The 21696-nt window shown below is 73.3% G+C and carries 21 protein-coding genes and 1 pseudogene; 11 read left to right on the forward strand and 11 right to left on the reverse strand.

Annotated elements, in window-relative coordinates; genetic code table 11:
- The 3 genes from FRZ03_RS13630 to hmgA form a co-directional block, all read right to left on the reverse strand.
- On the reverse strand, positions 1-466 hold a 466-nt coding region (locus FRZ03_RS13630), incomplete at its 3' end, for a type ISP restriction/modification enzyme (protein WP_315902642.1).
- 26 nt (positions 467-492) lie between these two features.
- Positions 493-1242, reverse strand: a complete 750-nt coding sequence (locus FRZ03_RS13635) for a GntR family transcriptional regulator (RefSeq protein ID WP_146465412.1) — start codon at positions 1240-1242, stop codon at positions 493-495.
- Between the two features lie 44 nt (positions 1243-1286).
- Entirely contained in the window at positions 1287-2597 is a 1311-nt protein-coding gene (gene hmgA / locus FRZ03_RS13640) for a homogentisate 1,2-dioxygenase (RefSeq protein WP_146465413.1), read from the reverse strand.
- 196 nt (positions 2598-2793) lie between these two features.
- Here hmgA and FRZ03_RS13645 point away from each other — a divergent pair, with 196 nt between their 5' ends.
- From FRZ03_RS13645 to FRZ03_RS13670, 6 genes are all read left to right on the forward strand, one after another.
- Entirely contained in the window at positions 2794-3366 is a 573-nt protein-coding gene (locus FRZ03_RS13645; protein WP_146465414.1) for a hypothetical protein, read from the forward strand.
- A gap of 85 nt (positions 3367-3451) precedes the next feature.
- Entirely contained in the window at positions 3452-4069 is a 618-nt protein-coding gene (locus FRZ03_RS13650; protein ID WP_146465415.1) for a TetR/AcrR family transcriptional regulator, read from the forward strand.
- Between the two features lie 465 nt (positions 4070-4534).
- Positions 4535-5206 carry a hypothetical protein gene (locus FRZ03_RS13655; RefSeq protein ID WP_146465416.1) on the forward strand — a complete coding sequence of 224 codons (672 nt, stop codon included), beginning with the start codon at positions 4535-4537 and terminating at the stop codon, positions 5204-5206.
- Positions 5193-5849 (forward strand): class F sortase, encoded by a 657-nt coding sequence (locus tag FRZ03_RS13660; protein ID WP_146465417.1) that lies wholly within the window; start codon positions 5193-5195, stop codon positions 5847-5849. Before FRZ03_RS13655 ends, FRZ03_RS13660 begins: the two co-directional genes overlap by 14 nt.
- A gap of 102 nt (positions 5850-5951) precedes the next feature.
- Positions 5952-7343, forward strand: coding sequence for an aldehyde dehydrogenase family protein (locus FRZ03_RS13665; RefSeq protein WP_146465418.1), 1392 nt, complete (start codon positions 5952-5954; stop codon positions 7341-7343).
- A gap of 15 nt (positions 7344-7358) precedes the next feature.
- A complete protein-coding gene (locus tag FRZ03_RS13670) occupies positions 7359-8441 on the forward strand; it encodes a Zn-dependent alcohol dehydrogenase (protein WP_146465419.1) in 1083 nt (360 codons plus the stop codon).
- A gap of 31 nt (positions 8442-8472) precedes the next feature.
- On the opposite strand, the gene FRZ03_RS13675 is transcribed toward FRZ03_RS13670, so the two are convergent.
- Together FRZ03_RS13675 and FRZ03_RS13680 are read right to left on the reverse strand one after the other, a co-directional pair.
- Positions 8473-9189: an ArsR/SmtB family transcription factor gene (locus tag FRZ03_RS13675; RefSeq protein WP_146465420.1), complete on the reverse strand. Its 717-nt coding sequence runs from the start codon at positions 9187-9189 to the stop codon at positions 8473-8475.
- Between the two features lie 50 nt (positions 9190-9239).
- Positions 9240-9881 carry a TetR/AcrR family transcriptional regulator gene (locus FRZ03_RS13680; protein ID WP_146465421.1) on the reverse strand — a complete coding sequence of 214 codons (642 nt, stop codon included), beginning with the start codon at positions 9879-9881 and terminating at the stop codon, positions 9240-9242.
- A gap of 67 nt (positions 9882-9948) precedes the next feature.
- Between FRZ03_RS13680 and FRZ03_RS13685 the strand changes: the two genes are divergently transcribed.
- The 3 genes from FRZ03_RS13685 (at position 9949) to FRZ03_RS13695 (ending at position 12166) form a co-directional block, all read left to right on the forward strand.
- Positions 9949-11100 carry an acyl-CoA dehydrogenase family protein gene (locus FRZ03_RS13685; protein WP_146465432.1) on the forward strand — a complete coding sequence of 384 codons (1152 nt, stop codon included), beginning with the start codon at positions 9949-9951 and terminating at the stop codon, positions 11098-11100.
- A 61-nt stretch (positions 11101-11161) separates the two neighbouring features.
- Positions 11162-11452, forward strand: a complete 291-nt coding sequence (locus FRZ03_RS13690; protein WP_146465422.1) for a YiaA/YiaB family inner membrane protein — start codon at positions 11162-11164, stop codon at positions 11450-11452.
- Between the two features lie 90 nt (positions 11453-11542).
- Positions 11543-12166 (forward strand): TetR/AcrR family transcriptional regulator, encoded by a 624-nt coding sequence (locus FRZ03_RS13695; protein WP_146465423.1) that lies wholly within the window; start codon positions 11543-11545, stop codon positions 12164-12166.
- A 9-nt stretch (positions 12167-12175) separates the two neighbouring features.
- Here FRZ03_RS13695 and FRZ03_RS13700 read toward each other — a convergent pair whose 3' ends face one another.
- Positions 12176-12637: a MaoC family dehydratase gene (locus tag FRZ03_RS13700; RefSeq protein ID WP_146465424.1), complete on the reverse strand. Its 462-nt coding sequence runs from the start codon at positions 12635-12637 to the stop codon at positions 12176-12178.
- Between the two features lie 92 nt (positions 12638-12729).
- Between FRZ03_RS13700 and soxR the strand changes: the two genes are divergently transcribed.
- The gene (gene soxR, locus FRZ03_RS13705; RefSeq protein ID WP_146465425.1) at positions 12730-13197 is read left to right on the forward strand and encodes a redox-sensitive transcriptional activator SoxR; all 468 of its coding nucleotides are present in this window, start codon (positions 12730-12732) and stop codon (positions 13195-13197) included.
- 60 nt (positions 13198-13257) lie between these two features.
- Here the strand turns inward: soxR and FRZ03_RS13710 are convergent, their stop codons facing one another.
- The 3 genes and pseudogenes from FRZ03_RS13710 to FRZ03_RS13720 all read right to left on the reverse strand — a co-directional run bounded on the left by FRZ03_RS13710 (position 13258) and on the right by FRZ03_RS13720 (position 15854).
- Positions 13258-14325, reverse strand: a complete 1068-nt coding sequence (locus tag FRZ03_RS13710) for an RNA ligase (ATP) (RefSeq protein ID WP_146465426.1) — start codon at positions 14323-14325, stop codon at positions 13258-13260.
- A gap of 93 nt (positions 14326-14418) precedes the next feature.
- Positions 14419-15111, reverse strand: a pseudogene (locus FRZ03_RS13715) (3-keto-5-aminohexanoate cleavage protein).
- Between the two features lie 140 nt (positions 15112-15251).
- Positions 15252-15854, reverse strand: coding sequence for a hypothetical protein (locus FRZ03_RS13720; RefSeq protein WP_146465427.1), 603 nt, complete (start codon positions 15852-15854; stop codon positions 15252-15254).
- 219 nt (positions 15855-16073) lie between these two features.
- On the opposite strand from FRZ03_RS13720, the gene FRZ03_RS13730 reads away from it, so the two are divergent.
- A complete protein-coding gene (locus FRZ03_RS13730; RefSeq protein ID WP_146465429.1) occupies positions 16074-18863 on the forward strand; it encodes a penicillin acylase family protein in 2790 nt (929 codons plus the stop codon).
- Positions 18864-18895: 32 nt separating this feature from the next.
- Here the strand turns inward: FRZ03_RS13730 and FRZ03_RS13735 are convergent, their stop codons facing one another.
- A complete protein-coding gene (locus FRZ03_RS13735; protein WP_186785407.1) occupies positions 18896-20194 on the reverse strand; it encodes a serine-threonine protein kinase in 1299 nt (432 codons plus the stop codon).
- Between the two features lie 78 nt (positions 20195-20272).
- Positions 20273-21496: an exo-beta-N-acetylmuramidase NamZ family protein gene (locus FRZ03_RS13740; protein ID WP_146465430.1), complete on the reverse strand. Its 1224-nt coding sequence runs from the start codon at positions 21494-21496 to the stop codon at positions 20273-20275.
- Positions 21497-21696: the final 200 nt, after the last annotated feature.

A 21696-nucleotide genomic window follows, 5' to 3' on the forward strand; every position in this document is an offset into this window, starting at 1 on the left:
GGACGCGGCCGGTGCGCAGGGTGGGGAGGAGGGACGTGGCCAGGACGGGGTGGTGCGCGTCGGGGGTCGTCACGGCGAAGACCTGGTGGGCGTCCGCCACGCGCCACAGCTCCGGGCGGGCCGCGTCCAGCAGCCGGTGGTCCGGGATCAGCCACTGCTCGTCGAAGGGGCCCGCCAGGACGCGTACCGGCTCCGCGCAGGGGTCCTCGGCGCGGGCGAGGCGCCGGGTGCCGGCGGAGCGGCCGGGCAGCTGGGCCACGGCCGAGTGCAGGGTGCGGGCCCTGGTCGGCTCGAACAGCGCCTCGCGCTCCGGGAGTCCGGCCTTCAGCAGTGCGTCCCAGCGGGCCTTCAGGGTCGCGGGGTCGGGCGCCGTCGGCCAGGCGCGGCCCGGCCGCAGCGGTGCGACGGACCACGGCATGAGGTCCGCCAGCAGCGGAGCGTCGTCGTCGTACGGCACGGTGGGCATGGTACGGGCCGGGGGTACCGGCCGGGTCAGGTGGCGTCCAGGGTCACCGTGAAGGAGAAGCGGTCGCCCCGGTAGTGGATCACCGCCACGTCCAGCACCTGGCCGGCGGTGTCGTACGTGATGCCCGTGTAGTGCAGGATCGGGCTGAGCAGCGGGACCTGGAGGAGGCGGGCGGTCTCCGGGTCGGCGAGCCGCGCCTCCACCGTGTCCGTGATCCGGGAGATGTCCGCCTTGACGAGGTCCCGCAGCACCTTCGTCATCGGCCAGCGGACCAGGTCCTCCACATCGATCCGCGCGGCCAGTTCGGGGCGTACGTGGTTGACGGCGTGGTTGGTCGGCTCGCCGGTCTGCTCGTCGCTGCGCAGCCGGTGGTACGTGGCCACCTCCGTGAGCCCCGGGAAGCAGTCGACGAGCCCGCCCGGCACCGGCGCCGGACCGTGGCTCAGCAGCTTCGTGGTCATCCCGGACTGCTGGGCCACGATGGCGTCCACCGAGCCCAGCAGCCGCACCGGGGCGCCGCGCCGCGCGTCGGGTTCGATGAACGTGCCGCGCCGCCGGTGCCGGCTGATCAGCCCCTCGTCCTCCAGCTCCTTCAGTGCCTGCCGCATGGTCAGCACGCTCACCCCGTAGTGCTCCGCCAGCCGTTCCTCGGTGGGCAGGCGCAGCGGGTCGGCGGGCGAGCGGCCGAGTATCGAGGCGCGCAGCGACTGCGACACCTGATACCAGAGCGGGAGCTTGCGGTTCAGGACGATCGAGTCCGGGGCGAAGGAGGTCACGCTGATATCCGTACCGTTCGGGAACAACGGGCGCAACACGCGTGTCACACGCGGAAGTTGCGCTCCAGGCCGTGCCACACGTCGTCGTAGCGCTGCTGGAGGTGGTCGGCGCGGGCCGCGTGCGGGGTGAGCGTCACCGGCCAGCGGGTCTCGAACATGAAGGCGAGGCCGTCGTCGATCTTCTGCGGCTTCAGCTCGGCCGTGCTGGCCTTGTCGAACGTCTCCCGGTCCGGGCCGTGCGCCGACATCATGTTGTGCAGCGAGCCGCCGCCCGGCACGAAGCCCTCCGCCTTCGCGTCGTAGGCGCCCTCGATCAGGCCCATGTACTCGCTCATCACGTTCCGGTGGAAGTACGGCGGCCGGAAGGTGTCCTCGCCCACCAGCCAGCGCGGCGCGAAGACGACGAAGTCGACGCCGGCCAGGCCCGGGGTGTCCGAGGGGGAGGTGAGGACCGTGAAGATGGACGGGTCCGGGTGGTCGTAGGAGATGGTGCCGATCACGTTGAAGCGGCGCAGGTCGTAGACGTACGGCACATGGTTGCCGTGCCAGGCCACCACATCGAGGGGCGAGTGGTCGTACGTCGCCGTCCAGAGGTTGCCGCAGAACTTGTTCACCACCTCCACCGGGCCCTCGGTCTCCTCGTAGGCGGCGACCGGCGCGCGGAAGTCCCGCGCGTTGGCGAGGCCGTTGGCGCCGATCGGGCCGAGGTCGGGCAGCTTGAACGGCGCCCCGTAGTTCTCGCAGACGTAGCCGCGCGCGGACTCGTCCAGCAGTTCCACCCTGAAGCGCACCCCGCGCGGGACCAGCGCCACGTGCGCGGGCTCCACGTGCAGCCGCCCGAACTCCGTGTGCAGCAGCAGTCCGCCGCGCTCCGGGACGATCAGCAGCTCACCGTCGGCGTCCGAGAAGACCCGCTCCATCGAGGCGTTGGCGTGGTACAGGTGCACGGCCATGCCCGTGCGCTGACTCGCGTCGCCGTTGCCGCCGAGTGTCCACAGGCCCGCGAGGAAGTCGGTCCCGGCCGCGGGCGCCGGCAGCGGGTTCCAGCGCAGCCGGTTGGGGTCGGGCACGGTCTCGGTGAACGGCGCCGTGCGGATCGATCCGTTGGCGGTGCGGGTGAACGCCGGGTGCGCGGCCGACGGGCGGATCCGGTACAGCCACGAGCGGCGGTTGTGGGCGCGCGGCTCGGTGAACGCCGACCCGCTGAGCTGCTCCGCGTACAGGCCGAGCGGTGCGCGCTGCGGCGCGTTGCGGCCCTCGGGCAGCGCGCCCGGCACCGCCTCCGAGGCGTGCTCGTTGCCGAACCCGGTCAGGTACGACAGTCCCTCGGCCGTCTTCCGCGCGTCCCCGCTCATGATCTCCCCCACGCTCCTTCGTGCCGCTGAGTGCACCCGCTGATTCCTATGCGACACCGTAGGAATACGTGGAGTGCCGCGCAAGAGGGCGGGCCGTCTTCGTGCGCCATCGGTGCCCTCGTCCTCCTCAGGGGTGGGCGGGGAACCCGACCTCGGACGGATTCCCGGCCGCGCCCCGGTGTTCTACGCTCCGGGCATGTCGTGGACGAAGGGGACCCGGAGACGACTCGCCGCCCTCGCGGCGGGCCTGGTGTTCGGTACGGCGGGCTGCGCGGGCGGCGGCACGGCGCACGGGGACGGGACGGGCGGGGAGGCGGTGTCACCCTCGCCGGTCGGCAAGGCGCTGTCCGGCACCGACGGCGCCGGCCGCCATCTGCGCGAGGCCGAGGGCAAGGACGCCCCCCGGGTCGAGGTGGAGGTCACCCCGGACTCCGCCGACGGCTGGGACGTGCGCCTGACCTTCCGCCACTTCCGGGTCTCCGCACCGGGTGCCGGGCCCACCGCGGTGACCGGGCGCGGGCTCGCCTGCCTCTTCGTGGACGGCCGGCGCGTCGCCCGGCTGCACGCCCCCCGCTACCGCCTGCCCGCCCGGCTCGTCCCGCACGGCACGCACCATGTCACCGCCCGGCTGTACGCCGACGACGGCACGGTGTGGGCCGTGCACGGCAAGCCGGTGCAGAGCACCGCCGACATAACGGTGTCGGACACCCGGCCGCCGGCCTCGCCCCGGCCGTCCGCCGCGAGCGCGGTTCCGGCGACCGGCGGCTGAGCGCCCGGGGCCGGTGGCCGGGTGGGCCGGGCGCGCGTCTCCGTACCCTGGGACGAGGTTCACCGGACCCCGGCGGAAAGGCATCATGAAGCCCGTGCCCCACGCGACCTCGCTGCGCCGCGCCCCCGTCCAGCGGCGCAGCGCCGAACGGCTGACCAGGATTCTCGACGCCTGTGCCGAACTCCTCGACGAGGTGGGCTACGACGGCCTGAGCACCCGTGCCGTCGCGCTGCGCGCCGGCGTGCCCATCGGCTCCGTCTACCGGTTCTTCGGCAACAAACGGCAGATGGCCGACGCCCTCGCTGAGCGCAACCTGGAACTGTTCATCGAGCACGTCACCGGACGGCTCGAGCGGGCCGGGGCGGGGGACTGGCGCGTGGCGATGGACGCCGTCCTTGACGAGTACCTGGCGATGAAGCGCACCGCGCCCGGCTTCTCGCTGGTCGACTTCGGCAACCAGATCCCGGTCGGCGTCCGCCAGACGGAACCCAACAGCCGGGTCGCGGACCGGCTTTCGGAACTGCTGGCCGGCCATCTCGGCCGCACCCCCGACGACGCGCTGCGCCGGGCCTTCCTGGTCGCCGTGGAGAGCGCGGACACCCTCGTCCAACTGGCCTTCCGGCTCGACCCGGAGGGCGACGAGGCGATCATCCGGGAGACGCGGGAGCTGCTGCGGGCGTATCTCGGCCGGTTGCTCGACTGACCCGGCGCGCGGGGCCCCGGCGCGTCGGCCGGTCGGCGGGGCCGGGGCTCACCGCGCCCGCCCCGGCCGCTCAAGGCCCGGGCGGCACAGGGGGGTTGCCGACCGGCTCCGCCGCCGCGCGGGGGTGCCTCCGCCGTGTCCGCGCACCGGTGCGGTGAGCCCGCCGCACGGCCGGGACCGCGGCCGGCACCCGCTCGGCGCACGTCGCCACCGCCCCCGCCGGCGGCCTCGGCCGCCTCCCCGGCGGCGGTCTCCTCGATCCGCTGCCGGGCGACGCGCTGCCGGGCGGCGTCCCCCGTCGGGCCGCCGGTGGCCTCCCGGTGAGGCCGCCGGCCGGCGCGTTGCGCCGCCAGGGGGATATCTGGCGGCGCGCCGGGCGCCGGTGCCGTCGGCCGCCGAGTGCATTGGGCAGAGTCCAGACGAGATCGATTTGTATGAAAATCGTCTGACTCGGAGGAAATGCGCATGCCCACCCGTACATTCCCGCGCACCGCCGGTACCCGCGCCGGTGCCACCGTCGTCCTGACCGCACTCGCCGCGGCGGGCGCGTCGTGGGTGGCGGCACCGACCGCCATGGCCCAGGGGGAGAACGGCGACATCAGAGTCCACCGGGTCGGCACGCCCTTCGGCGTCTCGAAGGACGACCCGACGGTGTGCAGGTTCTACCTCGACGCCGTCAACTTCGACGTGCTCCCCGTCATCGCCTACACCATCACCCCCCAGCCCCCGCTGCCCACCGCCGCCACCGTCACCGGCACCATCCAGCTCGCCGGCGGCGCCGGGCACACCGACCCGCTGGGCCTCGCCGACGGCCAGTACCGGATCACCTGGGCGGTGGCCGGCGCGCTCAAGGAGAAGGTCTTCCGGGTCAACTGCCACGAGAACGGCGCGCCGGGCGCGCCCGGGCAGATCGAGGACCACCCCCAGCAACAGCAGCAGCACAACGACTCCTCCTGGGGTCAGGGCGGCGGCGACCACAGCGGCCCGCAGGGCGGGGTGCACGCCGGCGGCGGCGGTCTCATCGACACCGCGGCCGCGTTCTCCCCGGTCGGCGCCGCCGCCGCGGTCGGCCTCGTCGCGGTGGGCTCCGTCGTGTACTTCCGGCTGAACCGCCGGCGGCCCCATGGCGCGGCGTAGGCGCCGCCGCAGGCCCTGGTACCGGACCCGCGCCTACCGCCTCACCAGGACGGTCGTGCTCACGGCCGTCCTGGTGACGCTGGTCGGCCGGTGCGGGGACGACGGCGCCCCGGACCGCACGGGCGCCGCGGCCGCCGGGGCGGACCCGGCCGACGCGCGGGGCGCGCCGGTCACGGCCCGCCCGCTGCCCCGGTCCCGGCCCACCTCCGTGCGCATCCCCTCGCTCGGCATCGACGCCCCGGTCACCGGGGTGCGGCTCGACCGCGACCACCAGCTGGAGACACCGCCGTTCGACCGGCCGAAGGCCGTCGGCTGGTACGAGGGCGGCGCCACCCCGGGCGAGGCGGGCACCGCGATCGCCGTCGGTCACCGCGACACCCCGACCGGGCCGGCGGTCTTCGCCGCCCTCCCGCAGATCAAGCCCGGCAAGCAGATCGAGGCCCGGCGCGCGGACGGCCGCACCGCCGTCTACACGGTGGACCGGGTGCAGGTCTTCGACAAGTCCGGCTTCCCCGACAAGGAGGTGTACGGCCGCTCCCGCCGCCCCGAACTGCGCGTGCTCACCTGCGGGGGCCTGTACAGCAGGCGTACCGGCTACACGAGCAATGTGGTGGTGTTCGCGCATCTCACGGCCACCCGGTGAGGCTTCCGCCCCGCGCCCGTCTCTGGCGCCGGAAAACTATCGCCGCTAGTTTGGGCGGTGGCTTGTGGGGCGTACGCCGCGGACCCGCCGGGAGGAAGCAGCATGAAGGCACACGACGGTTTCTACATCGACGGAGCCTGGCGCCCCGCCGGGCACCCGGGCGAGGTGATCGAGGTCGTGAACCCCGCCGACGAGCAGGTCATCGCCCGGGTCCCGGCCGCCGGCGCCGCGGATGTGGACGCCGCGGTGCGCGCGGCCCGCGCCGCCCTGCCCGGCTGGGCCGCGACCCCGCCCGCCGAGCGCGCGGCCCGGCTGGCCGCCCTGCGGGACGTCCTGGTGGCCCGCAAGGACGAGATCGCCGAGACCGTCACCGCCGAACTCGGCGCACCGCTCGCCTTCTCGCAGGCGGTGCACGCGGGCGTGCCCATCGCGGTCGCCGGCTCCTACGCCGAACTGGCCGCGAGCCGCCCGTTCGAGGAGAAGGTCGGCAACTCCACCGTCCTGCACGAGCCCGTCGGCGTGGTCGGCGCGATCACCCCCTGGAACTACCCGCTCCACCAGATCGTCGCCAAGGTCGCCCCGGCGTTCGCCGCGGGCTGCACCGTCGTCCTCAAGCCCGCCGAGGACACCCCGCTCACCGCCCGGCTGTTCGCCGAGGCGGTGCACGAAGCGGGCGTGCCCGCGGGCGTGTTCAACCTCGTCACCGGCCTCGGGCCGGTCGCCGGGCAGGCGCTCGCCGAGCACCCGGACGTGGACCTCGTCTCCTTCACCGGCTCCACCGCGGTCGGCCGCCGGATCGGTGCGCTGGCCGGCGGGGCGGTGAAGCGGGTCGCCCTCGAACTCGGCGGCAAGTCCGCCAACGTGATCCTGCCGAGCGCCGACCTCGCCAGGGCGGTGAACGTCGGCGTCGCCAACGTCATGAACAACTCCGGACAGACGTGCAGCGCCTGGACCCGGATGCTGGTCCACCGCGACCGGTACGAGGAGGCCGTGGAGCTGGCCGGGGCCGCCGCCGCCAAGTACGGCGACCGGATCGGGCCCCTGGTCAGCGCCAAGCAGCGGGACCGGGTGCGCGGGTACATCGAGAAGGGCGTCGCCGAGGGCGCCCGGCTGGTCGTCGGTGGCCCCGAGTCGCCGCGCGAGAAGGGCTACTTCGTCAGCCCGACCGTCTTCGCCGACGTCACCGAGCAGATGACGATCGCCCAGGAGGAGATCTTCGGCCCGGTGCTGTGCGTGCTGCCCTACGCGGACGAGGAGGACGCCCTGCGCATCGCCAACGGCACGGTGTACGGTCTGGCCGGAGCCGTCTGGGCGGGCGACGAGGCCGAGGCGGTGGCCTTCGCCCGGCGGATGGACACCGGGCAGGTCGACATCAACGGCGGCCGGTTCAACCCGCTGGCGCCGTTCGGCGGTTACAAGCAGTCCGGGGTCGGCCGGGAACTCGGCGGCCACGGCCTCGACGAGTACCTCCAGACCAAGTCCTTCCAGTTCTGAGGGAGTTCACGCGACATGGCCGTACGAGCCGCTGTCCTGCCCGCCGTCGGCGCGCCCCTGGAGATAACCGGCATCGAGCTGCCCGACCCGGGCCCCGGGCAGGTCCGGGTCCGCCTCGCGGCCGCCGGGGTGTGCCACTCCGACCTCTCCCTGGCCGACGGCGTCATGCGCGTGCCGGCCCCCGCGGTCCTCGGGCACGAGGGCGCGGGCACGGTGGTCGCCGTGGGCGAGGGCGTCACCCATGTCTCGCCCGGCGCGCCCGTCGTCCTCAACTGGGCGCCCTCCTGCGGGAGCTGTCACGCCTGCGGGCTCGGCGAGGTCTGGCTGTGCGCCAACGCGCTGAGCGGCTCCGCCGAGGTGTACGCCCGCACCGCCGACGGCACCGAGCTCCATCCCGGCCTGACGGTGGCCGCGTTCGCCGAGGAGACCGTCGTCCCGGCGGCCAGTGCGCTGCCGCTGCCCGAGGGGGTGCCGCTGACGGACGCCGCGCTCCTCGGCTGCGCCGTGCTCACCGGGTACGGCGCCGTCCACCACAGTGCCCGGGTCCGGCCCGGTGAGACCGTCGCCGTCTTCGGCGCGGGCGGGGTCGGGCTCGCCACCCTCCAGTCGGCGCGGATCGCGGGCGCGGCCCGGATCATCGCCGTCGACGTCACCCCCGAGAAGGAGGCCCTGGCCCGCGCGGCCGGCGCCACCGACTACGTCCTCGCCTCGGCCGACACGCCCCGCGACATCCGCGCGCTCACCGGCAGGCAGGGCGTGGACGTCGCCATCGAGTGCGCCGGGCGCGCGGTCAGCATCCGCGCGGCCTGGGAGTCCACCCGGCGCGGCGGCCGCACGACGGTCGTCGGCATCGGCGGCAAGGACCAGCAGGTCACCTTCAACGCCCTGGAACTCTTCCACTGGGGCCGCACGCTCTCCGGCTGCGTCTACGGCAACAGCGACCCGGCCCGCGACGTCCCGGTCCTCGCGGACCACGTCCGTACGGGCCGACTGGACCTCTCGGCCCTGGTCACCGAACGGATCGCCCTGGAGGACATCCCGGGTGCCTTCGAGAACATGCGGGTGGGCAAGGGCGGCCGGGCGCTGGTCGTGTTCTGACCGGCGCGGGCGCGCGGGCGGTGTACGGGCGTCAGCGGAGCGCTCCCGGAGAGAGCCCGAGCAGCGCGGACAGCTCGCGTTCGCCCGTGTCCGTCACCCGGACCGCCCGCTCGCTGCCGATGCGCTCGCACCAGCCCGCCTCCAGCGCGTGCCGGCACAGTGCCGCCCCCGCCACCCCCGCCAGATGGGGCCGGCGCTCGGTCCAGTCGAGACAGGCCCGGGCCAGCGGGCGGCGCCCGCCGCGGGCCAGCGGGATGCCCGCGGCGGCGAACCACCCGAGCCCCGCCTCCGTCAGCGCGAAACCCGTGTCCTGCCGCAGCAGCCCCCGCGCGGTCAGCGCGTCCGTGAGCGCGATGCCGAGCCGGCCGGCGAGATGGTCGTAACAGGTGCGGCCGCGCGCCATCGCGGACCCGGCGCTCGCCTCGCGCAGGCCGCGCACGGGCCGTCGTCCCTCCGCCGGGGGCAGCTGCGCGGCGAGGTCCTCGACCAGCGTCGCCACCCGCGCGCCGGCCAGCCGTACGTACCGGTGCCGGCCCTGCCGCTCCTGCGCGAGCAGCCCGCCCGCGACGAGCTTGTCCAGATGCTCGCTCAGCGTGGACGCGGCGACCCCGGCGTGCCGGGCCAGCTCGCCCGCCGTCCAGGCCCGCCCGTCCAGCAGCGCCAGCAGACACGCCGCCCGCGTCTCGTCCGCGATCAGCCCGGCCAGCGCCGCGAGCCCCGCCGCCCGGGGGTCCTTGATCCCGCTCATGCGTCAAGGATGCGCCGGGCACCCTTCGGCCGGCACCGAAGGGTCCGGGGCTACGCGTCCTGCCGTATCAGCTCGTACTGCTGCGCCAGCCCGTCCAGCAGCGCCGTCAGCCCCGTCTCGAACGCCCGCTCGTCGATCTTCTCCTGCTGCTCGGCGAGCAGATGGGCCTGCCCGAGGTGGGGGTAGTCCGCCGGGTCGTACGCGCTGGCGTCGTCCACGAAGCCGCCGGCGAAGGAGCCGAGCGCCGAGCCCATGATGAAGTACCGCATCAGCGCGCCGATGGACGTGGCCTGCGCCGGCGGCCAGCCCGCGTCGACCATCGCGCCGTACGCCGCGTCGGCCACCCGCAGCGCCGCCGGCCGCCGCCCGGGCCCGCGCGCCAGGACCGGGACGATGTTGGGGTGGGCGCGCAGGGCGGTCCGGTAGGAGACCGCCCAGTCGTGCAGCGCGGTCCGCCACGCGCGGCCGTCCTCGAACATCGACAGGTCGACCAGCGCGCTCACCGAGTCGGCGACCGCCTCCAGGATCTCGTCCTTGGTGCGGAAGTGGTTGTACAGCGAGGGCCCGCTCACCCCCAGTTCGGCGGCGAGCCGGCGGGTGGAGACGGCGGCCAGGCCCTCCCGGTCCACGAGGTCCCGGGCCGTCTCGACGATCCGGTCGGTGCTGAGGAGGGGCTTGCGCGGTCGGGCCATGGCGCACATAGTAGGGCTGCGGCTGTAAACTAGCACTGCTAATTTAAAGGTGTGGGGTGATCGCGTGGTGAACCTGGAGCTGAGCGAGGAGCAGGCCGCCGTACGGCGGCTCGCCCGGGACTTCGTGGCGCGTGAGATCGCCCCGCACGTGGTCGCCTGGGACCGCGCCGAGGAGGTCGACCGGGGCATCGTGAAGAAGCTCGGCGACGTCGGCTTCCTGGGCCTGACCGTGCCGGAGGAGTACGGCGGCTCCGGCGGCGACCACCTCGCGTACTGCCTGGTCACCGAGGAGCTGGGCCGCGGGGACTCCTCCGTGCGCGGCATCGTGTCCGTCTCCCTCGGCCTCGTCGCCAAGACGATCGCCGCCTACGGGGACGAGGAGCAGAAGCGGCGCTGGCTGCCGGGGCTGACCGCGGGCGAGTACGTCGGCTGCTTCGGGCTCACCGAGCCCGGCACCGGCTCCGACGCGGGCAACCTCACCACCCGGGCCGTGCGCGACGGGGACGAGTACGTCGTCAACGGCACCAAGATGTTCATCACCAACGGCACCTGGGCGGACGTCGTCCTGCTCTTCGCCCGCTCCACCGACGCCCCCGGCCACAAGGGCGTGAGTGCCTTCCTGGTGCCCACCGACACGCCCGGCCTGAGCCGCCGCGCCATCCACGGCAAGCTCGGCCTGCGCGGCCAGGCCACCGCCGAACTGGTCCTGGAGGACGTGCGCGTGCCCGCCTCCGCGATGCTCGGCCCGGAGGGCAAGGGCTTCTCGGTGGCCATGTCCGCACTGGCCAAGGGCCGCATGTCGGTCGCCGCGGGCTGTGTCGGCATAGCCCAGGCCGCGCTGGACGCGGCCGTCACGTACGCGGGGGAGCGCGAGCAGTTCGGCGCCCCGATCGCCCGGCACCAGCTGGTGCAGGAGCTGATCAGCGACATCGCCGTGGACGTGGACGCGGCCCGGCTGCTGACCTGGCGGGTCGCCGATCTGATCGACCGGGGCGAGCCGTTCGCCGTGGAGTCCTCCAAGGCCAAGCTGTTCGCCTCCGAGGCCGCCGTCCGCGCCGCCAACAACGCGCTCCAGGTCTTCGGCGGCTACGGTTACATCGACGAGTACCCGGCCGGCAAACTCCTGCGCGACGCCCGGGTGATGACCCTCTACGAGGGCACCAGCCAGATCCAGAAACTCCTCATCGGCCGTTCCCTGACCGGGATCTCGGCGTTCTGAGTATCCGGACTGAGTAGCCGAGCGGATGTGGCGCGGGCCGTGTCCGCCGATGCTTTCGGTCATGAGCGACACACCGGTCAAGCAGCAGAGCACGGCCGCCTTCCACGGTCAGGCCGTCGCGTCCTTCACGGTCGCCATGGCGGCCACCTCCATCGGCATCTTCCGGCTGCACGCCGACGCCTGGGTGCGGGCCTTCCTGGCCATCGCCGTCCTGTACCTCGTCACCTCCGCCTTCACCCTCGCCAAGGTGATCCGGGACCGCCAGGAGGCCGGGCAGATCGTCAGCCGGGTCGACCAGGCCCGGCTGGACCGGCTGCTCGCGGAGCACGACCCCTTCGCCGAGAAACTCTGACCCTCCGGCGCCGCCGGACCGCTGCGCTAAGCGCTCGCTCACCGTCGGCGGTATGGTGGTGCTCCTGTCACCGAGAGGGGCTTGTGAGCGATGAGTACGGCGGAGGAGACGACCGGCGGCGAGGCCGAGCCGTGGGAAGAGGTCACCCCTGACGCGGCCCGGCGGCTGCTGGTCGCCGCCGTGGAGGCCTTCGCCGAGCGCGGCTACCACGCGACGACGACCCGGGACATCGCGGGCCGCGCCGGCATGAGCCCGGCCGCGCTCTACATCCACTACAAGACCAAGGAAGAGCTGCTCCACCGGATCAGCCGCATCGGCCACGACAAGGCGCTGGACATCCTGCGCACGGCGGCCCGCCGCGAGGGCGGCGCGGGGGAGCGGCTGGCCGACGCGGTCAGCTCCTTCGTCCGCTGGCACGCGGGGCGGCGCACCACCGCGCGGGTGGTGCAGTACGAGCTGGACGCCCTCGGGCCGGAGGCCCGCGCGGAGATCCTGGCGCTGCGCCGGCAGGTCGACGCCGAGGTGCGCGGGATCATCGAGGACGGCGTCGCCGCGGGCGAGTTCGACGTGCTCGACGTCCAGGGCACCACGCTCGCCGTGCTGTCGCTCTGCATCGACGTGGCCCGTTGGTTCAACATCGACGGGCCACGGACGCCCGAGCAGGTCGGCGAGCTCTACGCCGACCTGGTGCTGCGGATGGTCGGGGCGAAGTAGACCCCGCGGCTACAGGTAGTACCGGGACACCGACTCCGCGACGCACACCGGCTTGTCCCCGCCCTCGCGCTCCACGCTGAACGCGACGGTCACCTGGACGCCGCCGGTGACGTCCTCGACCCCGGTGATCGTCGCGGTGGCGCGCAGCCGGGAGCCGACGGGCACGGGGGCGGGGAAGCGGACCTTGTTCGTCCCGTAGTTGACGCCCATCCTCACGCCCTCGACCGCCATCAGCTGCGGCCCGAAGAGGGGCAGCAGGGAGAGGGTGAGGTAGCCGTGCGCGATGGTGGTGCCGAACGGCCCCGCGGCGGCCTTCTCCGGGTCCACGTGAATCCACTGGTGGTCCCCGGTGGCCTCGGCGAACAGATCGATCCGCTTCTGGTCGACCTCCAGCCAGTCGGTGTACCCCAGCTGCTCGCCCACGGCCGCCTTCAGCTCGGCGGGGGAGGTGAAGATCCTCGGTTCTGCCATGTTCCCGGCCTCTCGCTCGCATTCCTAAGCAACTGCTTAGCATGGTCGGGGGCGGGGACGATGTCAACGGGACGTTCACTAGGCTGTGCGGGGTGCCCCAGATTCCCGAGAAGATCCATGAGCTGACCGTCGGCCAGTTGTCCGCGCGCAGCGGCGCCGCCGTCTCCGCGCTGCACTTCTACGAGGCCAAGGGCCTGATCAGCAGCCGCCGCACCAGCGGCAACCAGCGGCGCTTCAGCCGTGACACCCTGCGCCGGGTGGCCTTCATCCGCGCGGCCCAGCGGGTCGGCATCCCGCTCGCCACGATCCGCTCGGCACTGGCCGAGCTGCCGGAGGAGCGGACGCCGACGCGGGAGGACTGGGCGCGGCTGTCGGAGGCGTGGCGCTCCGAACTCGACGAGCGCATCACCCAGCTCAACCGGCTCCGCGACCACCTGACCGACTGCATCGGCTGCGGCTGCCTGTCCCTGGACACCTGTGTGCTGTCCAACCCGGACGACGTGTTCGGGGAGCGGCGGGCGGGCTCGCGGCTGATGGCCGAGCGCCCGCAGGGGCGCTGACCGCACCGCGAGGTCTCCTGACCTCCCGGAGCAAGGGGGGCGGGCCCCCGCCGCACCGTCTCACTCGTACTCCGTGCCGCCCTTGCGGGTCAGATACGCCGCGCTCACCGCCTTGGCGATCGCCCGGCCCCCGGTCACCGCGCTGTACCGCTCGGTGCGGGGCCGTATCACCACGCCCTCGCGCAGATGCAGCTCCCGCCCGGACACCGTCTCCCGGCCGCTCGCGACCGACAGCACCCGCTCGATGTCGTACGGCCCCTCGTACAGCCGGGGCACCAGCGGCAGCTCGCCCGCCAGCAGCGCGGCCGCGTCCAGCCAGCGCACGGCGCCGTCGATCTCGGCGCAGACGTCGAACGCCGCGTAGCCCAGGGTGTCCCGCCGGCCGTCCGCGCCGTACGTCAGGTCCTGCACCCCCGCGCCGTACACCTCGCCGAACACACCGACCCGCCGCGCCCCGAGCCGCTCGGCCAGCCGGGCGGCGACCCCGGCGACGCCGTGTCCGCGCACCGCCCGCCAGTAGAGGTTGCGCGGGTCCTCCTTCAGCGCGAGGGACTTGGCGCCGAAACCCTTGGACGAGACGTACACCCGGTCCTCGTCGGCCACATACGTCAGCAGGCACGCCGAACCGTGCAGCTTCTCCGTCACCACCACGGGCTCGCCCGGAGCGAAGACGTCCGGGTGGCGCTGGATGTTCTCGATGTCGACCCAGGGCAGCAGCCCGGGCGCCGGCTCCACCTCGCCGTCCATGGTGGGCGGGATCGGCGGTACCCATTTGGTGATGCCCAGCAGCTGCGCGAAGTCCGTCCCCTCGGCCGCCGCCACCGCGAGGTCCACACCGGCGAGCGCCCTCGGCCGGCACACGATCCCCTGCGACAGCTCACCGCGCAGCCGCACCGCCTTGACCCGGTTCGCGGCACCGCCCGCCAGCCGCCCGGTCAGCCCCAGCTCCTCGATCAGCCCGTCCGGCAGCACGGCCTGCTCGGGGATGTAGACGGCCACCTCCCCGGTCCGGAACGCCCCCTTGGCGACCACGGCCCGGTACAGACCCACCTGGGCCAGCTCCAGCGCGTCGGCGTTCGGATGCTCATGGACGGTCAGCACTTCGGCGGTCACCCGCAGCGTGGACATGAAAAGCCCCCCGGCTTGTCGTCGACGGTTCCAACGCCCCTCAGGCTCGCGGACGGTAAACGCGTGGAGCCAACGGATTCCCCGCTGCTACGGTCACGGGCGCGGCCGCACCGCCAACTCGGCGTCGGACGCGGCCCGTTCGCCGTTCGGCAGGCACAGCGTGTCCTCCAGGCCGATGCGGGTGGCCGGGCCCGGGCGGCCGGCCGGACGAGCGGCCAGGCGCCGCCCTCCGCGCCGTGCGGCAGGACCGGACGGCCGTGGGCATCACCCGGTTCGAAGAGCGGGCCGAGGTCTTCGCCGTGGCCCGGTCCGGGTCCGTCACCCCGGCCAGGACGCGCGGCACCCGCGGGGCGTGCGGGGAGGCGGTGAAACGGGCCGCCGCGCCGGCGGACCAGATGCCCGCCTGGACGGCCACCCCCCGGTCCAGCGGCAGCCGCGCGAGGTCCTCGGTGCCCGGTTCGTGCCAGTTGGCCGCGGCGACGTCGGGCAGGGGCGTCCACGAGCGGACGCGCTCCGGGCGCCGGGCCGGGCCGGGTCGGGTTCGGCCCGGGCACCGGTCGTCCCGCCGATCGGAGCCGGGACGCGGGCGCGCAGGGCCTGGAGGGCCGGGGCGAGGACGCGGGGGGAGAGGCTGTCGTGACCGCACGGGGACTTGGGACGGACATGGACCGCGGTGGGCCCGGCCGCGACGGCGTCCGCGGCGGAGCGTGCCATGTCCTCGGGAGACAGGGGAACGGCCGTGCCGTCCCGGGGCGTCCGCCTCCCGTCGAGACACACCTGCACCATGACCCGCTGGTGCCAGACCTCACCGACAACGGCCCCATCGGCAACGCCCCACGGACTAGGACCCGGTGGCCGACCCTTGCGGCAGCGGAGCGCGGGGGTGCGGCATCCCCTGCGCGACCCCCTGATCGAATGCCGTACCGTCAGGCGGAAATCAGCAGCCGGCCCCGCCGGGCGTGGTCCAGGGCCCGCGGGGAGAGCACCGGGAGCGGCACGAGTATCCCGCAGTCCGTGCAGACCGGGCCGGAGGACGGCTCGTGGTCAAGGCCGTACTTCCAGACGAGGCGGTCGGCGCCGCACACCGGGCAGCAGGAACCCGGTTCCCGCTCCAGCGCGGCGATCAGCCGGCGCAGCACCTCGGCCAGCGGGGCGGAGGGATGGACCCGCGGGTCGTCGCACCAGGCGACGCCGAAGCCGCCCCAGGTCAGCCGGTGCCAGTCGTCCACGCTGCCCGGCCGGCGCAGCCCGTCGTGCTTCTCGCGGCGGCGGCGCTCGGTGAAGTCGGTCTCGTAGGCGAGCCAGACACAACGGGCCTCCTCCAGCTCCTCCAGTGCGGCCACGAGCCGCGCCGGATCGGGGGAGCGGTCCTCGGGGCCGAAACCGGCCCGCGCGCACAGATGGTCCCATGTCGCCCGATGCCCGTAAGGGGCGAACTTCTCCAGGCACTTGCGCAGCGAGTAGCGCCGCAGCGCCAGATCACAGCCCGGATCGCGTACCTGTCTCGCCAGACTCCGGAAACCGGCCATCGCCCTGCACCTCCGTCACACCTGCACCTGTACTCCGGTCAGTTCGGCGTCGTCGTACGGACGTCGCCTGATAGACGTATCGACAGGCGCTTCGGCTCCATCTCTTCGCGTGGTTCCTCCCGGGGACTTCCACTGCCCCCGAAAAAGTGACGCATGTTCATCTTCAACTTGGGGGATACCGGCGGTAACGTTCGCGCACCCCACTCGCTAGGAGCTGCCATGCCACGGCGAACCCCACGTATCGCCCTTGACGGAGTGAGAACGTTCCGCCGACTCCCCGGGTTCCTGAAGTCCGCTTCGGTATGCGTACTGATAGCCGGGCTTCTCTCCCCGCTCACCCAGACCGCGGCCGGAGCCGTCACCGCGGCCGCGTCCAACGACTACTGCGGCGGCCAGTGTTCGGACATCCTGCCGCCCGGCGAGAACGGCAACGCCACCCTCGCGCAGATCCTCCTCAACCAGTCCTTCGGCACCCAGCCCGCGCACGCCGAGGACCAGCTCGGGCCGTACGCCAACCTGGCCACGGGCTACAAGGGACTGTCCGACTCGACCATCAACAGCTTCTTCGCCGACGCCTCCTTCGGCGTCCCGTCCGACCAGGTCGCCTCGACCGAGAAGCCGAACGGGCGCGGCGACGTGACGATCGTGCGCGACAAGAAGACCGGTGTGCCCCACATCACCGGCACCACCCGCTACGGCACCGAGTTCGGCGCCGGGTACGCGGCGGCCGAGGACCGGCTGTGGCTGATGGACGTCTTCCGGCATGTCGGCCGGGGCCAACTGACCTCCTTCGCCGGCGGCGCCGCCGCCAACCAGGGCCTGGAGCAGGAGTTCTACCGCAACGCCCCCTACACCGAGTCCGACCTCCAGGCGCAGATCGACCGCGCGGTGGCGAACAACGGCGCCCGCGGCCAACAGGCCCTCGCCGACGCGAACGCCTACCTGGACGGCATCAACTCCTACATCGACGCCTCCGACAGCGGCCGGTACTTCCCCGGCGAGTACGACCTGACGGGGCACAAGGACGCCGTCACCAACGCCGGCACCATCGACCACTTCAAGATCACCGACCTGGTGGCGCTGGCCTCCGTCATCGGCACCCTCTTCGGTTCCGGCGGCGGCGGCGAGGTCGGCAACGCCCTCTCCCTGATGGCCGCCCAGGACAAGTACGGCGTCGAGCAGGGCACCAAGGTCTGGGAGTCCTTCCGCGAGCGCAACGACCCCGAGGCCGTGCTCACCGTCCACGACGGCCGGAGCTTCCCGTACGGCACCAAGCCCGCCACCGCCAAGGGCGAGGCGCTGCCCGACGCCGGCTCGGTGACCCAGGAGCCGCTGGTCCACGACCGCACCGGCAGCGCGGGCACCTCCGCCGCCAGGACCATGTCGGACACGGCCGCGAAGTCCACGCTCGGCTCCGCCCACCGGGGCATGTCCAACGCCCTCGTGGTGAGCGGCAAGCACACCGCCAGCGGCCATCCGATCGCCGTCTTCGGGCCGCAGACCGGCTACTTCGCCCCGCAGCTGCTGATGCTCCAGGAGATCCAGGGCCCCGGCATCAGCGCCCGCGGCGCCTCCTTCGCGGGGCTGAGCATGTACGTCGAGCTCGGCCGCGGCCAGGACTACTCCTGGAGCGCGACCACCTCCGGCCAGGACATCATCGACACCTACGCCGTCGAGCTGTGCCAGGACGACTACCACTACCTGTACCACGGCACCTGCACCGCGATGGACAAGGTCGAGCAGAAGAACTCCTGGTCGCCCACGCTGGCCGACGGCACGGCGGCGGGCTCCTACACGATGCGGGTGTGGCGCACCAAGTACGGGCCGGTGGAGTACCGGGCGACCGTCGGCGGCAAGAAGGTCGCCTACACCTCCCTGCGCTCCTCCTATCTGCACGAGGTCGACTCCATCATCGGCTTCCAGATGCTGAACGACCCCGGCTACATCAAGGGCCCCCAGGACTTCCAGAGCGCGGCGCAGCACATCAACTTCACCTTCAACTGGTTCTACGCCGACTCCCAGCACACCGCCTACTACAACAGCGGTGACAACCCGGTGCGCGCGGACGGCGTCGATTCCGAGTTCCCGGTGTGGGCCCAGCCCGCGTACGAGTGGCGGAACTGGACCCCGGACACCAACACGGCCGACTACACCGCGCCCTCCGCCCACCCCAACTCGATCGACCAGGACTACTACATCTCCTGGAACAACAAGCAGGCCAAGGACTACACCACCGCGTCCTGGGGCGACGGCTCCGTGCACCGCGGCAACCTGCTGGACGACCGGGTCAGGAAGCTGGTCGCGGCCGGCGGGGTCACCCGCACCCAGCTGGTGCAGGCCATGGCGTCCGCGGGCGTGAGCGATCTGCGCGCGGAGGACGTGCTGCCCGAACTGCTCCAGGTGATCAACTCCTCCCCGGTGACCGACTCCACCGCCGCCGGCGCGGTGAGCAAGCTCCAGGCCTGGGTGACCGCGGGCGCCCGGCGCACCGAGACCTCCGCCGGCTCCAAGACCTACGCCGACGCCGACGCGATCCGCATCCTGGACGCCTGGTGGCCGCTGCTGGTCAAGGCGGAGTTCCAGCCCGGCCTGGGCAGCGACCTGTACGACGCGTTCACCGGCAACCTGTCCGTCGACGAGGCACCGTCCGCCGGGCACGGCCCGACCGGCTCGCACGCCGGCAGCGCCTTCCAGTACGGCTGGTGGAGCTATGTCGACAAGGACATCCGGTCGGTGCTGGGCAAGAGCGTGCAGGGCCCGCTGGCCGCGCGGTACTGCGGCGGCGGCGACCTCGGCGCCTGCCGGGACACCCTGATCAGCACCCTGAAGCAGGCCGCCGGGACGACCGCCGCCCAGGTCTACCCGGGCGACAGTCTCTGCTCGGCGGGCGACCAGTGGTGTGCCGACTCGATCGTCCAGCGCACGCTGGGCGGCATCAAGCACGGCAACATCAGCTGGCAGAACCGGCCGACCTACCAGCAGGTCGTGGAGTACACCTCGCATCGGTGATCCCCGGCCGCGAAACCGGTGCCGGCGGCGGGTCAGGACACCCGGCCCGCCGCCAGCACCACCCGGGCCAGTTCGGGGTGGAGGATGTCGCTGTGCGCCCCGGCCGGCGGGCCGCCGCGGCGGACCACCGAGGCCGCGTCGATGTTCACGCACCCCGACGCGGGCAGGCCGCCCGCCAGGGCCCGGGCCAGATCGAGTTCGACGGTGCCGGGCACCGACTGCACCCCGTCGTGGCCCAGCGCGCCCCACCGGGGACCGAGGACGGCCGCGATCTCGTTGCCCAGAAAGGACCGGTCGTCCCCCGCCAGCCGCGAGGCCAGCGGGTAGAAGGTGCCGAGGGCCGCGTCGAAGTGCGAGTAGCAGCACACCAGCGGGCCGTCGACCCGCTGCTGCAGGTCCTTCAGCGCCCCCGACCGGTGCGGGTCGTCGGGCAGCCGCCGCGCGAACGCGTAGTGCGAGAAGGCGCCTTCGAGCAGCGTCACGGACTTCACCGTGCGCACCGCGGAGGGCAGCCCGCGCAGCGCGAACGCCACCAGACGGCCGCCGAAGCTGTGCCCGACCAGATGCACCCGCACCCCGGGTGCGGCCTGCGCCAGCTTGCCCAGCAGCGGCCCGAGCCCCTGCTCGCCGATGGTCCCGGCGCGCCCCTTCATCGTGTAGTACGCCGCCTGCCGCAGCAGCTCCTTGGCGCCCTCCCACGGGTTCGGCAGACGGAACCCCTCGGTGCCGGCCGGGGCCGCGACGGCGCCCAGCGCGTCGGCGAACTCCGCGCAGGCGGTGGCGGGTTCCTCGGTGAACACGGCCGGCAGCCCCGGCTCGTCGGTGTCGGCCGCGGGCCGCTGGGCGCCGTCGAGCAGCAGCCGCACCAGCCGGCCGAACTCCCTCAGCCCGGCGTCACCGTCCGGCCGTTCGTCCAGCAGCCGGGCCAACCGGTCGAGGACGGACGCCCGGCCCGGGAAGACCGCCAGCAGCGCGCGCCGGGTGTCCTTGTCCAGCGCCGGGCCGGGCGCGGCCTCCGCCTCCGTCGCCACCACGGACCTCGGGAAGTCGGGGATCGGCTCGTCGCTGAACCGCATCGACGGCCAGATCACCCCGACGTACCCGAGGCGCGCGTGCGGCGCGAGGCCCGGGAAGGGGGCGAAGAAGCCGCGGTAGAGGGCGGTCGCGGCCGAGCGGTCCTCGTTCCAGCCGTGGGCGAAGACGACCAGGTCACGGACGCCGCGCTCCGTGACCTGGGCCAGCAGGTGGTCGCGTTCGGACGGGTCCACGTCCCCGTCCGCGTCGAAGGTCAGCTCCCAGTAGGGAGACACGCTCATCCCAGGATCCGCCATGTCAGGCTCCCTGCCCCGCGGAAACGTCACGTGCTGTGATTGTCCCGCGACACTGCGGAGTTGACCAGAGCGCGTGGCTCACCCGTACAGGAGATATCCCTCGCGCATCCGCCGGAACGCGGCCAGTTCCCGCTGCCAGGCGCCCACCACCTCGTCGGTGCCGGCGCCCGCGTCGATCATCGTGCGCACCCGGTCCGAGCCGGTGAGCTTGTCGATCCAGTCGTCCGGGCGCCAGGCGAACCCGGACCACACCTTCCGCGCGGTCACCAGCAGCGCGATCCCGGTGCGCACCGGGTCGTAGGCGGCCCGGTCGGTCACATGGACCTGCACCCCGCCGACCGTGGTCCCCTGGAACTTGGAGAACGTGGGCGCGAAGTACGCCTCCCGGAACCGCACCCCCGGCAGCCCCAGCTCGTTCACGGCCGCCGCCCAGCGGCCGTCGACGCCCTCGGCGCCGAGCAGCTCGAACGGCCGGGTGGTGCCCCGCCCCTCGGAGAGGTTGGTGCCCTCGAACATGCAGGTGCCGGAGTACACCAGCGCCGTGTCCGCCGTGGGCATGTTCGGGCTCGGCGGCACCCAGGGCAGCCTCGAGGCGTCGTAGAAGTCCGAGCGCCGCCAGCCCGTCATCCGGACGGTCTCCAGCGGCACCGGCGCGGCGAGGAACTCCTTGTTGAACAGCCGCGCCAGCTCCGCGACGGTCATCCCGTGCGCCTGCGCGATCGGCTGCCGGCCGACGAACGTGGCGAACTCCTTGTGCAGCACCGGTCCCCGCGCCGCGCGGCCGGTGACCGGGTTCGGACGGTCGAGCACCACGAAGCGCTTGCCCGCGAGCCGGGCCGCCTCCATGCAGTCGTACAGCGTCCAGATGTACGTGTAGAACCGCGCGCCCACGTCCTGGATGTCGAAGACGACGGTGTCCACGCCGGACGCGGTGAAGACGTCGGCGAGGGGCTGCCCGCTCTTCAGGTACGTGTCGTAGACCGGCAGCCCCGTCTCCGGATCGTCGAAGCGGCCCTCGGAGCCGCCGGCCTGGGCGGTGCCGCGGAAGCCGTGCTCCGGGCCGAAGACCGCGGTCAGCCGGACGCGGGGGTCCTCGTGCATGACGTCGACGATGTGGCGGGCGTCCCTGGTGATGCCCGTGGGGTTGGTGACGATGCCCGTCCTCTGGCCGTCGAGGAGCCGGTAGCCGTCGGCCGTGAGTTCCTCGAAGCCGGTGTGAAAGGCCGCGCGGCCGTGCGGGGATGGGGCCGGTGCGGCCGCCAGGGTGGCTGTGGCCAGGAGGTTTCTTCGGGAGAGGTGCAAGGGGTGCCTCCGTCCGTGCGGAAGGTGCGGATCGTGTGTGGCGGGCGGCGCGGTTGCCCGCGCCCCTTTGAGGTTGGTGCGGCAGCCCTTCCTTCACACATACCGACCGGTTAGTCTGACCGCGCTGAGCCGAGTCGCGTCGCGTCGAAGGAGACCGATGGTGCATGCCGTGCAGGATGCGGGAGTGGTCGTCACCGGGG

The organism is Streptomyces misionensis, assembly GCF_007896895.1.
GTDB classification, from domain to species: Bacteria; Actinomycetota; Actinomycetes; order Streptomycetales; family Streptomycetaceae; genus Streptomyces; species Streptomyces misionensis_A.

Excerpts from the sequence above, each read along its gene's own strand:
- FRZ03_RS13650 (WP_146465415.1), top strand. The coding sequence starts at position 3,452 with ATGAAGCCCGTGCCCCACGCGACCTCGCTGCGCCGCGCCCCCGTCCAG.
- FRZ03_RS13700 (WP_146465424.1), bottom strand. The coding sequence starts at position 12,637 with ATGGCAGAACCGAGGATCTTCACCTCCCCCGCCGAGCTGAAGGCGGCC.
- FRZ03_RS13655 (WP_146465416.1), top strand. The coding sequence starts at position 4,535 with ATGCCCACCCGTACATTCCCGCGCACCGCCGGTACCCGCGCCGGTGCC.
- FRZ03_RS13695 (WP_146465423.1), top strand. The coding sequence starts at position 11,543 with ATGAGTACGGCGGAGGAGACGACCGGCGGCGAGGCCGAGCCGTGGGAA.
- FRZ03_RS13645 (WP_146465414.1), top strand. The coding sequence starts at position 2,794 with ATGTCGTGGACGAAGGGGACCCGGAGACGACTCGCCGCCCTCGCGGCG.
- FRZ03_RS13720 (WP_146465427.1), bottom strand. The coding sequence starts at position 15,854 with ATGGCCGGTTTCCGGAGTCTGGCGAGACAGGTACGCGATCCGGGCTGT.
- FRZ03_RS13690 (WP_146465422.1), top strand. The coding sequence starts at position 11,162 with ATGAGCGACACACCGGTCAAGCAGCAGAGCACGGCCGCCTTCCACGGT.
- FRZ03_RS13660 (WP_146465417.1), top strand. The coding sequence starts at position 5,193 with ATGGCGCGGCGTAGGCGCCGCCGCAGGCCCTGGTACCGGACCCGCGCC.
- FRZ03_RS13680 (WP_146465421.1), bottom strand. The coding sequence starts at position 9,881 with ATGGCCCGACCGCGCAAGCCCCTCCTCAGCACCGACCGGATCGTCGAG.
- hmgA (WP_146465413.1), bottom strand. The coding sequence starts at position 2,597 with ATGAGCGGGGACGCGCGGAAGACGGCCGAGGGACTGTCGTACCTGACC.
- FRZ03_RS13710 (WP_146465426.1), bottom strand. The coding sequence starts at position 14,325 with ATGTCCACGCTGCGGGTGACCGCCGAAGTGCTGACCGTCCATGAGCAT.
- FRZ03_RS13730 (WP_146465429.1), top strand. The coding sequence starts at position 16,074 with ATGCCACGGCGAACCCCACGTATCGCCCTTGACGGAGTGAGAACGTTC.
- FRZ03_RS13735 (WP_186785407.1), bottom strand. The coding sequence starts at position 20,194 with ATGGCGGATCCTGGGATGAGCGTGTCTCCCTACTGGGAGCTGACCTTC.
- FRZ03_RS13670 (WP_146465419.1), top strand. The coding sequence starts at position 7,359 with ATGGCCGTACGAGCCGCTGTCCTGCCCGCCGTCGGCGCGCCCCTGGAG.
- FRZ03_RS13665 (WP_146465418.1), top strand. The coding sequence starts at position 5,952 with ATGAAGGCACACGACGGTTTCTACATCGACGGAGCCTGGCGCCCCGCC.
- FRZ03_RS13675 (WP_146465420.1), bottom strand. The coding sequence starts at position 9,189 with ATGAGCGGGATCAAGGACCCCCGGGCGGCGGGGCTCGCGGCGCTGGCC.